Source organism: Bacillus sp. PSXD-155 (assembly GCF_049310765.1).
GTDB classification, from domain to species: domain Bacteria; phylum Bacillota; class Bacilli; order Bacillales; family Bacillaceae_G; genus Bacillus_A; species Bacillus_A cereus.
Genome location: NZ_JBMOWC010000013.1, coordinates 48,222 through 64,241, shown reverse-complemented (window position 1 = coordinate 64,241; position 16,020 = coordinate 48,222). Strand labels below are relative to the sequence as shown.

The following is a 16,020-nucleotide window of genomic DNA, read 5'->3' as shown; positions in this document are numbered from 1 at the left end:
AAAGATCGATTCTTCATATAGCGGTATTCCTTTTTCTTGAGACAAAATGAACAATTATAGTAACAATAATAACTATTCCTAAAAACAACAAGCTCACTAAGAAACCAAAACGCGTTGTTTTTTGCAATAATGTCCCACTAACAGCTAGTGCAATCATTATAAGACCAATAATACTTTTTATCTGCATCCACCCTTTTGGATTCATTAATCTCCAAAATGAAAGAAGAATGAGACTCCATGTATATAACAACATTAATCCAGCTGCAGTTGTTACATATTCATATATATTTTTGGGCAGTAATAAAGCACTAAGGATAGAAGCACCAAGTCCAATTATAATAAGAATTAGAGCTGGAAAAGAGATATTTTTTTTGTTTTTTTTAGCAAACATGGCAGGTGCATCACCCTCTTCAGCTAAGTTCATTAGTACACTTGTCACTGCAAATAATGAACCAACTAATGTTGAAAAACCCGCTAAAATTAATACTACATTTAAAATAAATGGCACATACGGCAAATTATAGTCTTGTAATGCTATTACAAAAGGGCTTTCTTTCGTATTAAACTGGTTTAATGGAACCATCATAATTGCCAACCCTAAAGAGACTACATAAATAATCGTTAAAATCATTAACATTACTCTTCCTGATTTTTGTGCATCTTTAGGGTCTTTCAGTCTTATTGTCATTAACCCCATAATTTCGATTCCTCCAAATGCATAAAATGCATAAATTAGAGAGGACCAAGTGCCTTTTAATCCATTTGGGAACCAGTCTTTAAAATTCCGCGGAATTTGTGCTTTATATAAACCACCCTTTATAAATCCTAAAATAACTAAAATAGCAATTACAATAAACCCCATAATAGCAGCGATTTTTATAATAGCCATCCATTTCTCTAAACGTTCGAATATCTTTACCCCTATAAAAATAATTAATATAGCCGCTACTCCATATATAGCAGCAAATATCCATAAGGGTATTTTAGGAAACCAGTAGCGTGAAAAGATTCCTAACGCACTTAACTGGCTGCCCATAATAAGCAGTTCAGAACACCAATATGTCCATCCATGACTAAAACCTGCCCAATTTCCAAAAGCTTTTTTTGAGTAAATGCGAAAAGATCCTTTTTGCGGATCTTCTACAGCCATTTTTGCCAATGCTTCAAATACAATATAAGTAGTAAATCCAGTTAAAATAAGAATAAGAATAATTGACGAACCGCCTATTTTAATTCCTATACTGGATCCTAAAAAGAAGCCGGTCCCTATTGTACAACCAATCCCAATAAGTGCGAGTTGCCACCATTTTAAATCTTTTTTTTCTTTCGTTTCGTTCTTAACATCATGACAGGTCATATTACTATTCTCCTTTATTCATTTTGAGAATGCCCCTCATGGTCACTTAAGTACTTCTCAGCAAGCTTTTCAACAACATCAACGACATCATGAGCCTTTATTTTATGGTTTGCTACTCTTTCACTTCCTACAGAAATCTCAACTGTAAATAACGCTTCATATTTCATTTTTTCTACCCCTTTCGCATCAAATATAACCTCTCATCTTTTATCCCTTTATTTCACAAAAATTAATTATGTATTTAAGACCTCGAGAGTCTAAAAGTTAAACAAATAAAATCGAAAAAAATTGTAACGCTACTAAGCTTATTTATTAAAAAATGTATGAGAAAGGAGAGACGGCATGCCTCTCCTCTATATCCATTTCATATATAAAATTAACGAGTAACGCCACCGCCAAGTTGTTGCTCAGCTAATGATACAAGACGTTTCGTAATTTCACCACCAACAGATCCGTTTGCACGAGCTGTTGCATCTGCACCAAGTTGTACGCCAAATTCTTGAGCAATTTCATATTTCATTTGATCAAGAGCTTGTTCAGCGCCACGTACTAATAATTGATTGCTGCTTCCACTGTTTTTGTTTGACATGTTCATTCACCTCCTTCTTTCTTTAATATGTTAAATTACATGCTAAAATATATAGCTAATTAATTGGTAATTACGACCGTGAATTCAAAGGTATAGTTGATTCTCTTTAAACCAAGAATAATAATGTATAGGAGAACGAAATAAACCTTATGTGCCATGGGATATCATAAATAAGCCTCCATTACAACATAAAACGGGTTACGCTATTTAAAAGCATAACCCGTTTTTAATGAAATATTTTATTCCATATACTTTTAAACAATGGAGGAAAATGATGAAACATATTGTTGCTTTATTAATTAAATATACAGCGATAACTGCAGTATTACTAATCATACTTAGTATCTTTAAAGGCATTTCAATTCCTAAAGTATTACTAATTTCTCTTTTCCTTACAGGAGCTGCCTATTTAATTGGAGATTTCTTCATTTTACCTAAATACGGAAATATGATTGCTACAATAGCAGATTTAGGCTTAAGCTTCTTTGGAATTTGGTTACTAATATCCTTGTTTACTGATTTAGATGCTACTCGTAATATTGGAGTTTCTTCATTTATAGCTGCTTTAATTATTGGTGGAACAGAAGTTTTCTTCCACATTTATATGAAGAGGCTAGTACTGCATAACGATGATAATTTAAAAAATCACAATCATATTCACCATGATAAATACGCTATGGAGATATCAGATGAATATATGGATTCTTCCACAATAAATAAATCCAAGCTTAAGGATACATCTAAAAAATAAAAAAGTGGCCAACGCCACTTTTTTATTTTTGTTTATTACGCTTGGTCAGAATTTCTTACATGTAATGGAGGTGGAACTACCCATCCCTTTTTCTTACTTAAACGTAGCAGAGTTACACCTGCCTGCGCTTTTTTCATATGAAATTGTCCAAACAACATGCCTACATCTTCTCGAAGGCATTTTCCCATTACTTGACTACATGTCACAAGTCCAGCTGCTAATCCTGTAGAAACAGCTGCAGCAATTTCAACATCATTAATACGTGCTCCAGGAGGAATGTCTTCGATCGATGCAACTGGTCGTTCTGGAGGAGCAGGCGGTAAAGCTACGCCATTCACCTTTAAAAGAGTTTTTAACTCTTCTATTTCCGAATTCATATCATTTTCAATTAAGCTTTCTAAAAACTTCTTCAAATCTTCGTCACCTGTGTGATTCATAAATACTTGATGGCTGGCAATTGCACCCTGTGCAGCAAGAAGATAGCTCCAAATGTCAAATACTTCACCGTAATGTAAAGGTTCATTTTGAGGATTTCCACTTAATATACCCATTTTTAAATTCCTACCTTTCGAAAATATGATAATAAATATTGATTTCAATATTGAAATCAAATTTTTAAGTATGCTTTTTCCTGCAAAAGATTTTCTACTATGCATGGAAAACACCTTTCCAACACCGCGTGTTTATTGTTTAGGAAAGTAGTTTACAAATTAAATACTCAAAGATTATGAAAGAAGATTATCAATAATCTTTGAGTGAGAATCTGTTTAATATAAGGGTTTTTATTTTTATGAATACACAAAAGAAATTGATTTACATATTTGCTATATTTTATGCCAATTTACTTAGCGGTTAGCTCTACCACCAAGTTGTTGTTCTGCCATTGCTACTAAACGTTTTGTAATTTCACCACCAACAGATCCGTTTGAACGAGCTGTTGTATCTGCACCAAGTTGTACACCAAACTCTTGTGCAATTTCATATTTCATTTGATCAAGAGCTTGTTCAGCGCCTCGAACTAATAATTCATTACGACTTCCACTATTATTGTTTGCCATATTGTTTCACCTCCGATGTTATTAATATGCTACAAATTATGAAAAAACAATTATCCTTTTTATGGTAATTAGGTTATGGATAAAAATTGATTTTTTTCTTAAAGTAGGGCAAAACATATAAGAAAGAATAACTGATATAACATACTTTCATAACAACACTATGTATACTTCCTAATTCCCTTCAGTAAACAAAAGAAAGATTTCTATTTAACCAAGAGATTAAATAAAATTATGTTTTGAGACATAATCCAAAAGGAGATATGAGATGAAAGCTGTAACTTATCAAGGACCAAATCAAGTACAAGTTAAACAAGTTGATGATGCAAAGTTAGAGAAAAAAGATGATATTATTGTAAGAATTACTTCAACCGCTATTTGCGGTTCTGATTTACATCTATATCAAGGCAACATGCCCTTACCTCAAGGATACATTATCGGCCATGAACCAATGGGAATCGTTGAAGAAGTCGGGCCAGATGTCACTAAAGTGAAAAAAGGCGATCGTGTTGTCATCCCCTTCAACGTTTCTTGTGGACATTGTTTCTATTGCCAACATGAAATGGAAAGTCAATGTGATAACTCAAACCCTCATTACGATTCTGGTGGATACTTTGGTTATACAGAGAAATTTGGTAATCATCCGGGCGGACAAGCAGAATATTTAAAAGTTCCTTTTGGAAATTTCACTCCATTTGTTATACCGGAATCATGCGAACTTGAAGATGAATCCCTACTATTTCTATCAGATGTTTTACCAACAGCCTATTGGAGTGTAATAAACGCAGGCGTTAAGCCAGGTGATACTGTTATCGTCCTTGGTTGTGGACCTGTTGGATTAATGACACAAAAATTCGCTTGGATGCAAGGTGCTAAACGTGTAATTGCAGTGGATTACTTAGATTATCGGATGAATTATGCAAAAAAGATTAACAATGTTGAGGTATTTGAGTTTACAAAATTCCCCGATATGGGAGAACATTTAAAGGAAATTACACATGGCGGTGCTGATGTAGTTATTGATTGTGTGGGGATGGATGGAAAAAAATCGCCTCTAGAATTTCTGGAACAAAAATTAAAATTACAAGGTGGAACTCTCGGTCCTATTCAAATCGCTACGAAAGCCGTAAGAAAATATGGAACGGTTCAAATGACCGGCGTTTATGGTGGCAATTATAACGCCTTTCCACTCGGTGCATTTTGGGTTAGAAATATTAATCTTAAAATGGGACAAGCACCTGTCATTCATTTTATGCCGGAACTATTTGAAAAAATAACAAATAAAGAATTTGATCCAAAAGAGATTATTACACACAAAATTCCCCTTGAAGAAGCGAGTTATGGTTATCAGATTTTTAATAATCGTGAAGACGACTGTATAAAAGTCATTCTGAAGCCTTAAAGCTACAATTCATGATTCTTAATGAAAAGATAAGATTACATTTCGTAATCTTATCTTTTTTTATTAATTGCTAAGTATCTATCCCCCATTTTCATCTTACATCGAAAATAGTTATTTCCAAAAAACTTTGTATTTTGAGGTAATACTTTATTGGTAAAAAAATGAATTACAGTATTAAGTAACCAACTAACGGACACGATAACAATGTTAACTAACTTAAAAGAGGTGTACTTCATGTTTTATTATAAAGAAGAACTGATTAATATTATCAAGCCGGACAAGCCAGATCCAGCTGCCGCAAAAGTTTTACAAGAAATATTAGGTGGGCATTATGGCGAAATGCGTACAATGATGCAATACTTCTTCCAAAGCTCAAATTTTAGAGGTAAAGAGAAGCAATATCGTGATTTACTTCGAGGTGTTTTTTTAGAGGAAATCAGCCATGTAGAACTTGTACAACATACAATTAATCAACTATTAACTGGATCTGGTGAACCTACGCCAGGAAATGCTGGTGTTGACAACGCACCACTTGATGAAGCGGTTAAACATGCAAATCCTCACCACTTTATTGTAGGTGCTCAAAGTTCATTGCCTGTTGATGCAGCTGGCAACCCATGGAATGGATCTTGGGTATATAGTCATGGGAATTTAATTAGCGATTTATTAGATAACGTAGTACTTGAATCTACAGGTGTACTTCAAAAAACTAGAATTTATGAAATGAGTTCCAATCAAACTTTTAGAGAAACACTTGCATTCTTAATTGTACGTGATAATGCACATCAAAATGCTTTCGCAAAAGCTTTAGAGACATTGGGTGTTGAATGGGGGAAACTCTTCCCTGTGCCGAACTATGATATTAATAAATACCCAGAGTGCAGAAAGTATGTAGACATGGGATTCCATAACGCACAATTTAATTTTAGCTTAGATCCAACAAGAATCGGAGAAATATTCCAAGGTGAATCACCAAGTAGAAACAAAGGAACATTAGCAGTAACTGACCCGCCAAAAGGTTTTCCTGTACCAGAACTTCCTGAAATGCCAAATGAGCATAGTCCTGGATTAAAAGATATGGGTCTTTGAGGTAATTGTAACCCACTATTTATTAATAGTTGGTTACAAACCTTTACATAGATTCAAGTAAATTTGATTTTAAGAGGAGGATATTCATTTGAGTACAATAAATGATAAACTATCTATTTTTGCTTTAGGTGGTGTTAATGAAATTGGTAAAAATATGTATGTCATACAATATTCAGATGACATTGTAATCATTGATTGTGGTTCTAAGTTTCCCGACGAGAGTTTATTAGGCATAGATTTAATAATACCTGATGTTACATATTTACAAGAAAATAAAGATAAAATTCGAGGTTTAATTGTTACACATGGACACGAAGATCACATTGGAGGTATTCCGTATTTTTTAAAACAATTGAATGTACCAATTTACGCAACAAAATTAACCTTAGGCTTAATCGGCATTAAATTAAAAGAACATAAACTTCAAGATTCGACACAGTTAATTGTTATTGACTCTGAGTCTTTAATTGAGTTTGGACAGATCAACCTATCTTTTTTCAAAACAAATCATAGTATTCCCGATTGCCTCGGGATTGCTTTTCATACACCAGAAGGTACAGTAGTCCATACAGGTGATTTTAAATTTGATTTGACTCCCATAAACAATCAATATCCAGACATTCACAAAATGGCTAATATCGGAAGTAACGGGGTTTTAGCTCTCCTCTCAGAAAGTACGAATGCCGAACGTTCTGGATTTACTCCATCAGAACGGTTAGTAGGCGAAAAAATTGAAGAAGCCTTTGTAAAGGCTCACAGAAAAGTTATTATATCTACCTTTGCTTCTAATGTGAATCGTGTACAGCAAATAGTAGATGCCGCTTTAAAAACAAATAGAAAGCTTGCCCTCCTCGGAAGAAGTATGGTGAACGTAGTTTCTGTCGCTTTAGAACAAGGCTATTTGAATATACCTGAAGGAATGTTAATCGAAGCGAATGAGATTAATCAAATGGAACCCGAAAAAGTCGCTATACTTTGCACTGGTAGTCAAGGTGAACCTATGGCTGCCCTGTCTCGATTGTCTAGTGGCAACTATCGACAAGTTGATATTTTACCAGGTGACACAGTCATTTTGTCTGCATCCCCCATACCAGGAAATGAGCGTAATGTTTCACGTATTATAGATAACTTATTTCTATTAGGAGCAAATGTTATTTATGGATCTGGAAGTTCAACAGGAATGCACGTTTCTGGACATGCATATCAAGAGGAATTAAAATTGATGCTTACTTTAATGAAGCCTAAATACTTCATTCCCATACACGGTGAATTTAGAATGTTACATCATCACCGTCAATTGGCAGAGTCTGTTGGTGTCAAGAAAGATAATATTTATGTTATCGGCAATGGAGATGTTGTTGATATTAAAAATCAAACTGCTATTCAAACAAGACGTATAACTGCGGGTAATATATATGTAGATGGGTTAGGTATTGGAGATGTTGGAAACGCCTTATTGCGCGATCGCAAACAACTTTCTGAAGATGGTATGCTTGTAATAGTTATAACCTTGAGTAAAACAGAAGAGAAAATAATTTCTGGCCCTGATACAATTTCTCGTGGGTTTGTATATGTTCGGGACTCTGAAGATTTCTTAAATAAAATTAATCAATTAGTTGTAGAAACTGTCAACAGATTACAAAAAGCACATATTAATCAATGGAATGTTCTAAAAAGAGAAATACGAGAATCACTTGGTCACTTTATATACTCACATACAAAAAGAAAACCAATGATCCTCCCTATTATAATTGAAGTGTAAAATGCTTATTTTCTTTAGTCATTAAGTCTTGTCTTACTTATATCTATTAGTATCTAAAACGGCTTTTTCTAAATAAATATCGCACCATCTAACAACTGATATTCATAATTTTAAGAAACCCTATAACTGCTGTTAATGCTAATTCTATTGTTAACGGGGGTGTTTCCCCACATTCTTTCATCTGAAATGCAACTATCGTCAATGGTAATAAAGAGTATCTTATTTTTAGTATAAGCATAATACTATAACTGACCTTTCTATGCAGTAGGCTAAAAAAATACGTCTGCTGCATAGAAACATACTTTAATCAATCTCAATTACATCAAAAAACTTAAAAGTACGCTTATTACAACAAGCATCCGTACAAGTAATCGTCTCCATTAATGGATTAATATCCACTACTGTTATGTAATTTTTATATAAATAACCATCTTTATAATATGTAAGTAAAACCTCTTCCTCACCTAAAAATGAAGTTAATAGCTTATTTTCAATCATTTCTTTTGCATCTTGCGTTACAATTGGACGCGAGGCTTTCGTTTGCTCCTTTATCATTTCTTTAATAACTGCGAACTGCTCCGGCATACTGGCAAACGGTTGCCACTTTACCATACCTCTTCCTTTTGGCATATTAGCATTCTTCACGATTTGTGCCCTCCTAATAATGTGTTTCTATATCTTGCTGTTGCGACGCTTGTGTAAGAAATCCCACGTAAAATACTGTTCTTACCAAATCGTGTTCGAATTTCGTCCATAACTTTCGTTAATCTTATTTCTTTTTCTCTTTGTATAATGTTATCGAAAAGCGAAATTTGCTCTTCCCCTTCATTAATAAGGTTTGTTAATGAAACACTTACTGATCGAATCGGCTCTCCTGTATGGCGCTCATATAAAAAATATGTACAAACATTATAAATATCCATCGTTAAGTTTGTTGCTCTATTTAACGTATGTGCCTTTTTTATTCCCCCACCGTATTCCTTGCTATATCCAACTGAAAAATGAATTGTTTGCGCGCATTTCTTTTCTCGTCTCAGCCTATAACAAACCTCTTCTATATGCTCTAATAAAATAACTATGAACTCTTCTACCGAATAATCACGCAATAATATTTGGCTTTTCGCTATAGATGTTGTCGCTGGAACGTATTTTTCTGCTATTCTACTAAAATCAATTCCGTTACTATGTAGATGTAATTCTTCTCCTATTACACCGAATGATTGCTTTAAATATTTCAAAGGATACTGAGCTAATTCTCCAATGGTATGTATACCTTTTCGATTCAATTTCATTTCTGTTTTATACGATATACCCCAAAATTTACTGAGCGGTCTAATACTCCATAACTTCTCGGGTATATCGTCATACGTCCACTGCGCTATTCCATCCCTATTCTTTTTCGCTTCCACATCCATCGCTACTTTACTTAATAATAAATTCGGCCCAATACCAATCGTACTTTCAATCCTTGTACGTTCATATATTTCTCGCTTAAACTTTAATGCGAATTCGCGCGGATTACTGGCAAACAAATGAATACTTGCAGTCATATCCATAAAAAATTCATCGATACTATATTGATGAAAATCTTCCGGCGCGACATATTGCAAAGCCAAACCCGTTATGAAAGTTGAACACTTCATATACGTATGCATAATTGGATTCACAATAATAATATCTGGTCGCTTCGGTATTTCGTACAAACGAGCCATCTTCTTTATTCCTAACGCTTTTAATGGCGGTGTTGCTGCTAATACAATTGATCCGCTCTGATTCACATCCCCTACGACAGCCAATTTTGTATATCTTGGATCAAGTCCTTTTTTAATACATGATACGCTTGCATAAAAGCTACGAAGGTCTACACAAAGAATAATCCGATTCGGTAAAAGAGAATAATCATACAAGGTTATCACTCCTAACAAAAGAACATTTGTTCTTATTATATCCGAACTAACGTTCTTTTTAAAGGTATTTCTATGAAAATTTTGGTTAAAATGACCGGGCTTTAAAAATCTAAAAACATTTAAGAGCCCTACAATATTCAAATACTGTTTTCACCATTAGGAGATGACACTGTATTTAGTTCTAAAAAATCTCACTCAATGCATACTCAGTAACATGAATATATATATACACTATCAATCACGGCTGGAAAAACTCTGTATATAAAACAGCTAGAATTTCAAGTAACTGATGAACATAAAAACTACTAAAATTCACTTCAGCTTTCATGTCTCTAATTCATATATTCTTCTAAATTTATTTTCAGCAAAATCTCCTACATAGCGCCTGTGCCAAGATTCATCTGCATAACTAGTTACATTCTCCTTTTTGCTATTATTAATAGCTTAGTAATAAAAGCTGTTAAACAGCAAAGGTGCGAAGTCTTAAATTAGACTTCGCATCTTATACAAATTTATAATCATTGACTATACAAACACGACTACAATAATATATACATAATAATCACTCATTATATCTGTTACTTCTTTAATCGGCTGGAGAGAATACAATATATAAACCAATCCTTTTACTTAGCCATCTCTCATTATCGGATTGATTGTTTCTAGATACTTAATTCCCTCTATACTAATTTTAATCGGTAATCTATTCCGATTAAAATTACAAATGATAAATGTATCCAGTTTTCCTTTTTGCCTACTTGCTAAATTCAGCAATTAAAACGTTTTTAAAAGACTCTGGATTATTAATGTTAAAACTGTTCGAATTGACGGCCAATGTATGTTTGCCTCCAAGTGTTCCACCAGCAAAAGTGGAAAACCCTAGAACGCCACCTCTGTGTCCCCATACCGAGACACCATTCGGAAGCTTAATTTCAAGGATTCCAAGACCATATCCGGTTCCCTCTCTATTTGTAGGAACTGTAGTAAGCATTTGTTTTAACTGCTGTTCCTTCAGTAATTTACCACCTAGTAAGTAAGAGAAGAATTTGTTTAAATCGTCAGCAGTAGAAATCATATCTCCATCCGAACTACCTGGGTTAATATAAGTAACGTCTTTTAGCTCACTCGCTCCGTCTAGTTGCAAATAGCCACGGGCATGCTTGGTGCCTGGAATCACGCTTGAATTACCAGGTAGAAATGTATTTGACAAATCAAGCGGTTCAATAATTCGGTTTTCAACCTCTTCCGCATAACTGTTGCCAGTTACTTTTTCAATAAGAATCCCCAGTAATACGTAACCTGTGTTTGAATAAGACCAACCCTTTCCTGGTGCAAAATCTGGGGGAAGAGAAATCCCCATTTTGACGAATTCTTCAGCCGTATACGATTTTTTTGTATCCATAATATCGAAGTCTTTTGAATTTATATAATCAGCAATACCACTTGTATGATTCAATATTTGACGGATAGTAATCTGGTTACCATCATATCCGTTTCCTTGAATAACGCCAGGTAACCATTTTTCAATGGAGTCGTCTAGATTCAAACGGTTCTCTCCAGATAATTGAAGTAGAACTGTTGCAATGAACGTTTTCGTCACACTGCCAATGCGAAAGCGAAAATCTGCTTTCATTGGTTTCTTAGTTCTCAGATCCGCTATCCCAGCCGTATAACTCCAAGTTTTACCACCCTTAGAAATTTGAGCGAGTATTCCCGGGTATCCAAGTTGCAGTTCATCTCGTATTGCTTTCTTAACGGAAGTACGATCGCTTTGCGTACTTGTTTGTAACGAACTAGATACATTTTGCGTAGGTTCTGCTTTTACAACTGATGTTGGTGTTATGTATAACAGGGAACTTCCACCTATTAAAAGTGCTAGACTTGCACATGTAATTTTACTGCGTGTTTTCATAAAGAATTCCTCTCTTCTATTAAAATTGTATAGATAGTTGATAGAAGTGTCATATACGAACCACACAGCTATCCATTCTCCAAATGATGAAAAGGCAACAATGCATTTGCAATCATTGTACTCATTATTTTCACAAAACACTCTTGTTACTGATTGTTTGTTTTATATGTAGGCCGTAATTGTTCCCCCCTTCACGCCTCCTTATATTTTTATCCTACACAATGAAAATCTCTTTTTTCTTACCTATTCCTTACAAATTCCTTACATTCAAAATCACTTGTACACTAGGGTTGAAGTAGCATCTGTGCCCGAAAGCGCAAAAAACACCGATGCTTTTCGCTTCAGTGTTTTTTGCGCTTTACATATTGAAGATTCATTTTACTCTTAACAGGTTAAATTGCTGATTTTTTCTAATACGATTATTCTTCTTACTATATAAAACAAATTTCATAGTATTATATGAAACACTTCTCAAGTTGTCATTAAGGCACATTATTCTAAATTTATTAATGTAGTTGAGATGGACTCACTTTTTGAATTTGAACGAGTATATCAAACGCTTTACCTAATGATATATCAATAGTTTTTGGTATATCAGGCCCTTCGGTAGTTATTCCAGCGAAAATTGGATGTTGTTCGTTTAACCAAGTTTTTGTCACGCCGTTCGCCTTACGTAAATCAATAAAAAATTGATCTTTTTTCACCTGTCCAAAAATGTAGTTATAACTGTTTGGATCATCCGATTTTAATGTTCCGTATGGGCCGAATTCACCATTGCTATTCTTGACATTGTATTGTCCTTCATAAACTGACGTTCCAATAGATACGTACCGTTTTCCGTAATATTCTGCTAAATGCTGCCCAGCTACTTTAGGGTATATAAAAGAAAGCATATTTGTTTTCGAAACGTGTCCATTATGTCCCCATACAATGGTTTTTCCTAAATGTTCTTCGGTCCACTTCGCATTTTCATACATTGCAATATCATGTTTCAAATAAAAATCCGATGGTTTATCAGGAGGTGACGCTAACATTGTAGTAAACTGTTCAATAATACGAGCATTTTGTTTTATCCATGCAAACTCTTTAGATTTTCCATTTAAATAACTTTTATTTTCTTCTAATAAAGCACTAATTTGTTTAGCATCTGAAATATACTTTTCTTTTTCTTCTTTCGTAAGGCTTTCAAAAGCATTCATATCCTTTGTTACAGGAATAAGACCTTTTATCTGCTCTTCTACTCTAGGCAATAGTTTTGAATTGTTCGCTTTAATATATTCTATTATATTATTATAAACATTCTCGTTTACTGATTGAATGTCCATCCCGATGATACGTACTTTAGATTTATGTTTTGGATTAGCATTATATTGCCGAATCCAATCAAGTAAATCTAGCATTTCTTTCGTCTTAAATACAGGTGTTAGATGTTGGCTTGGGTTTCCCTTACCAGTAAGAACATATCGATCAAGTTCCAAGGCCCTGTCCCATCCCTCTTCTAAAACTAGATTGGTAAAGCCCTTTTCAGATACTAAATACTTAACAATGCGATGTTTCATTGTAAAAATCTCATGAGCCCCATGCGTAGCTTCACCTAAACCTACAATTGAAGCTGAACCTACCATATTCTTAAGTGGTTTCAAATCATTAAGAGATGCAGTTGGATTAGTTGTTTTTAAAGGCTTTGCATGTGCCTCTAACCATTTTGCTATTTGATTTGTATTGTAGGGAGCTGTAACAGAAACCTTTATTTTCGAATCTGCATAAGTATTTCCTACAAAATGAGTCATTGTTATAGCAGAAGCAACAATTGCAATAATTATTTTCTTTTTCATAAAAAACCTCCTGAAATATTTACTTATAGCTTTTTGACATACTCTGCCAACTTCCATTTAAAACATTCATTTTCTTATTACTGTTCAGATACATTTATTCTAGTTCCTAAAACTCACTTATTTCTTAATAGGTTCTTAAGAAATTCTTAATTCACTTATACGAATATAAAACTACATAAACTTCAATCCATTGTAGTGTAAACTCCTCATTGCATAACATCATAATGTATAGATATTCTTTATAAATGATGTTATCTAAAGTATTCAATTTCAGTATGTATTATTAACGTAGTTAATATATGGTTAATATGAAGTTCCAAATTTTGATTGTTTGTAGTCTCTTTATCATAGAGTTAATTTAGGGGTTATTTTTTGTTCACTTCATTTTTTTCGGCACTCTGCATCTAGACAGTATACGCATTGGCCACGGTTAGACTATTTCAAATCAAAAAAATAGATTACCTGTACACTAAAAAGTATAGCGCACAGATAATCTAGTTGTTTTTGAGATTAATAAAAGACTAATTTATTTTTTGAATTCTTCCATCAATAATAGACTGAATTGGTTCTTTTGATTTTTTTATATAATCTACTAATGCTTCAAAATCAGTTGGTCCTGTTTCAGCATCTTTACCGTTTTTAAAGGATACAAATCCATCTCCACCTGAAGCTAGAAATGCGTTAGCAACGACGCTGTAAGTTTTAGATGGAGTAATTTCTTCTCCATTTGTTAAGCGAATACTTGTTACTTTTTCTCCATTAGGCTTGTTCGCATCCCAAGTGTATTGGATCCCTGAAATTTGAAGCATTCTTGTTATATCTTTTTGCCATTGTTGATTTAAAATATCACGAATGTCTTGACCTGTTAAATTTACTTTTATTAATTGATTTCCGAATGGTTGAATACCATATATCTCTCCCCATGTAATATCACCAGCATCTAAGTCATTACGAATACCACCAGGATTCATAAGTGCAATTTGGGATTGCATTGTTGCACGCTGGGCATCAGCAACCAAATTTCCCAGAGTAGATTCACCAGCCGTATTGAGTTTGCGATCTAGTGGAGCAATAGACTTACCTACAACTTCATTAACAAGAGGTGCGATTTTTGCTTGATATTTCTCCATCTTCTTCTTTATTTTTTTATCAGGCTCCATGCCTTCATGGTAAGTTGTAACAATTTCTGCTTTTTTCTCAACAATATCTTGTGTCTTACGATCAATCTTTACATCAACATCAGCAAAAGCCATACCATATGAATTTGCTTGTACGACAAGTTTATTATTAACAGTTCCATTTACATAAGTGTGGCTATGCCCACCAAAAATAACATCGACTTCCGGATCAGTCTCATTTGCTAATCGGACGATATCACCATTTGTTACTCCGTTCCCATCTGTTGTACCTCCGTTATGTGCAAGAACAACGATAGATTTAACGCCTAGTTTTTTTAATTGCTTTACGGATTTGTTAATAGCTTCAACTTCATCTGTAATTTCTACATTCTTTAGCATAGTAGGCATAACAAGGTTAGGAACATCCGTTGTTACGACTCCAATAAAGCCAACCGGAACTCCTTGTACCTTTTTTATAGTGAATGGTGGTAAAAATAGACGCCCGGTGGATTTATTATAGAAATTTGCAGCAACATATGGGAATTTTGCTCCTTTAAAATTACCTGTTTTCTCATGGTATCCACCATAAATAAGGCGATGCATTTCCTCAACACCTTCATCAAATTCATGATTTCCTATCGTTCCAACATCGAATTTCAAATCATTTAGAAATTCAATTGTAGGTTCGTCTTGTAATAATGCTGAAACAGGAGTACTTGCTCCAACAACATCTCCAGCATGTACCTTTAATGTATTTGGATTTTGTTTTTCACGATCACGTAAATAAGCCCCTAAGTACTCAATTCCCCCTGCATCTTTATTGTTAATTTTTTTTACAGTGTCTAGTTGCCCATGAAAATCGTTAATACCGAGCATTTGTACATCTATGTAGCGGTTTTGTTCTGTACTCGCTTGGATTGAAGGCGCAGCAAATACACTAGTAAAAGTAACTGTACTTAATGCTAAAGCAACTGGAATGATTTTTTTCAACATAAAATTTCTCTCCCCTAATTAAAATCTGACATAATACGATGTTATTTTAATATATTAAGAGAATTATTTCCATAAAAATTCTACCAATTATAAAAATTAATAAGATTTTATTGTTTTCTGACAAGATATTTCTTCCTCAAAAAAATGTACATTTCTTTGTTTTGAGGATTATTCAAAATATTATCTTGATAGTAATATAACAATACTTCTAAGAAATCTAAAAAACTCTAATCAATACATTTTAGCTGTT

Annotated in this window: 14 protein-coding genes; 4 read left to right on the top strand and 10 right to left on the bottom strand. The window is 33.8% G+C overall.

The window, feature by feature from the left end; all coding sequences use genetic code 11:
- Window positions 1–13 precede the first annotated feature (13 nt).
- The 3 genes from ACO6VI_RS16150 to ACO6VI_RS16140 all read right to left on the bottom strand — a co-directional run bounded on the left by ACO6VI_RS16150 (window position 14) and on the right by ACO6VI_RS16140 (window position 1,946).
- Complete coding sequence (locus ACO6VI_RS16150) at window positions 14–1,357, bottom strand: amino acid permease (protein WP_161519814.1); 1,344 nt, start codon at window positions 1,355–1,357, stop codon at window positions 14–16.
- 14 nt (window positions 1,358–1,371) lie between these two features.
- Window positions 1,372–1,524: a hypothetical protein gene (locus tag ACO6VI_RS16145; RefSeq protein ID WP_000872953.1), complete on the bottom strand. Its 153-nt coding sequence runs from the start codon at window positions 1,522–1,524 to the stop codon at window positions 1,372–1,374.
- A 209-nt stretch (window positions 1,525–1,733) separates the two neighbouring features.
- Entirely contained in the window at window positions 1,734–1,946 is a 213-nt protein-coding gene (locus ACO6VI_RS16140) for an alpha/beta-type small acid-soluble spore protein (protein WP_161519813.1), read from the bottom strand.
- A 274-nt stretch (window positions 1,947–2,220) separates the two neighbouring features.
- Here ACO6VI_RS16140 and ACO6VI_RS16135 point away from each other — a divergent pair, with 274 nt between their 5' ends.
- Window positions 2,221–2,697, top strand: a complete 477-nt coding sequence (locus ACO6VI_RS16135) for a YndM family protein (protein ID WP_161519881.1) — start codon at window positions 2,221–2,223, stop codon at window positions 2,695–2,697.
- A gap of 35 nt (window positions 2,698–2,732) precedes the next feature.
- On the opposite strand, the gene ACO6VI_RS16130 is transcribed toward ACO6VI_RS16135, so the two are convergent.
- Together ACO6VI_RS16130 and sasP are read right to left on the bottom strand one after the other, a co-directional pair.
- Window positions 2,733–3,248, bottom strand: a complete 516-nt coding sequence (locus ACO6VI_RS16130) for a DUF3231 family protein (RefSeq protein WP_000512134.1) — start codon at window positions 3,246–3,248, stop codon at window positions 2,733–2,735.
- Window positions 3,249–3,542: 294 nt separating this feature from the next.
- Complete coding sequence (sasP, locus tag ACO6VI_RS16125) at window positions 3,543–3,755, bottom strand: small acid-soluble spore protein, SasP family (protein WP_000002841.1); 213 nt, start codon at window positions 3,753–3,755, stop codon at window positions 3,543–3,545.
- A gap of 265 nt (window positions 3,756–4,020) precedes the next feature.
- Here sasP and ACO6VI_RS16120 point away from each other — a divergent pair, with 265 nt between their 5' ends.
- From ACO6VI_RS16120 to ACO6VI_RS16110, 3 genes are all read left to right on the top strand, one after another.
- Window positions 4,021–5,154, top strand: a complete 1,134-nt coding sequence (locus ACO6VI_RS16120; RefSeq protein ID WP_000649092.1) for a zinc-dependent alcohol dehydrogenase — start codon at window positions 4,021–4,023, stop codon at window positions 5,152–5,154.
- Between the two features lie 234 nt (window positions 5,155–5,388).
- Window positions 5,389–6,243, top strand: a complete 855-nt coding sequence (locus ACO6VI_RS16115; RefSeq protein WP_000500355.1) for a manganese catalase family protein — start codon at window positions 5,389–5,391, stop codon at window positions 6,241–6,243.
- An 88-nt stretch (window positions 6,244–6,331) separates the two neighbouring features.
- Window positions 6,332–8,005 (top strand): ribonuclease J, encoded by a 1,674-nt coding sequence (locus ACO6VI_RS16110; RefSeq protein ID WP_063547820.1) that lies wholly within the window; start codon window positions 6,332–6,334, stop codon window positions 8,003–8,005.
- A gap of 303 nt (window positions 8,006–8,308) precedes the next feature.
- Here ACO6VI_RS16110 and ACO6VI_RS16105 read toward each other — a convergent pair whose 3' ends face one another.
- From ACO6VI_RS16105 to ACO6VI_RS16085, 5 genes are all read right to left on the bottom strand, one after another.
- Window positions 8,309–8,650 (bottom strand): YolD-like family protein, encoded by a 342-nt coding sequence (locus ACO6VI_RS16105; protein ID WP_053564081.1) that lies wholly within the window; start codon window positions 8,648–8,650, stop codon window positions 8,309–8,311.
- Window positions 8,647–9,912 (bottom strand): Y-family DNA polymerase, encoded by a 1,266-nt coding sequence (locus ACO6VI_RS16100; RefSeq protein WP_063547822.1) that lies wholly within the window; start codon window positions 9,910–9,912, stop codon window positions 8,647–8,649. Before ACO6VI_RS16100 ends, ACO6VI_RS16105 begins: the two co-directional genes overlap by 4 nt.
- Window positions 9,913–10,666: 754 nt before the next feature.
- On the bottom strand, window positions 10,667–11,824 hold the full coding sequence (locus ACO6VI_RS16095; protein ID WP_063547824.1) for a serine hydrolase domain-containing protein: 1,158 nt from the start codon (window positions 11,822–11,824) through the stop codon (window positions 10,667–10,669).
- A gap of 506 nt (window positions 11,825–12,330) precedes the next feature.
- On the bottom strand, window positions 12,331–13,659 hold the full coding sequence (locus ACO6VI_RS16090; protein WP_063547826.1) for an erythromycin esterase family protein: 1,329 nt from the start codon (window positions 13,657–13,659) through the stop codon (window positions 12,331–12,333).
- Window positions 13,660–14,180: 521 nt separating this feature from the next.
- Window positions 14,181–15,770, bottom strand: a complete 1,590-nt coding sequence (locus ACO6VI_RS16085; RefSeq protein ID WP_063547828.1) for a bifunctional metallophosphatase/5'-nucleotidase — start codon at window positions 15,768–15,770, stop codon at window positions 14,181–14,183.
- Window positions 15,771–16,020 lie beyond the last annotated feature (250 nt).

Coding starts and splice junctions, on each gene's coding strand:
- ACO6VI_RS16150 (WP_161519814.1), bottom strand. CDS start 1,357: ATGACCTGTCATGATGTTAAGAACGAAACGAAAGAAAAAAAAGATTTA.
- ACO6VI_RS16145 (WP_000872953.1), bottom strand. CDS start 1,524: ATGAAATATGAAGCGTTATTTACAGTTGAGATTTCTGTAGGAAGTGAA.
- ACO6VI_RS16140 (WP_161519813.1), bottom strand. CDS start 1,946: ATGTCAAACAAAAACAGTGGAAGCAGCAATCAATTATTAGTACGTGGC.
- ACO6VI_RS16135 (WP_161519881.1), top strand. CDS start 2,221: ATGAAACATATTGTTGCTTTATTAATTAAATATACAGCGATAACTGCA.
- ACO6VI_RS16130 (WP_000512134.1), bottom strand. CDS start 3,248: ATGGGTATATTAAGTGGAAATCCTCAAAATGAACCTTTACATTACGGT.
- sasP (WP_000002841.1), bottom strand. CDS start 3,755: ATGGCAAACAATAATAGTGGAAGTCGTAATGAATTATTAGTTCGAGGC.
- ACO6VI_RS16120 (WP_000649092.1), top strand. CDS start 4,021: ATGAAAGCTGTAACTTATCAAGGACCAAATCAAGTACAAGTTAAACAA.
- ACO6VI_RS16115 (WP_000500355.1), top strand. CDS start 5,389: ATGTTTTATTATAAAGAAGAACTGATTAATATTATCAAGCCGGACAAG.
- ACO6VI_RS16095 (WP_063547824.1), bottom strand. CDS start 11,824: ATGAAAACACGCAGTAAAATTACATGTGCAAGTCTAGCACTTTTAATA.
- ACO6VI_RS16090 (WP_063547826.1), bottom strand. CDS start 13,659: ATGAAAAAGAAAATAATTATTGCAATTGTTGCTTCTGCTATAACAATG.
- ACO6VI_RS16085 (WP_063547828.1), bottom strand. CDS start 15,770: ATGTTGAAAAAAATCATTCCAGTTGCTTTAGCATTAAGTACAGTTACT.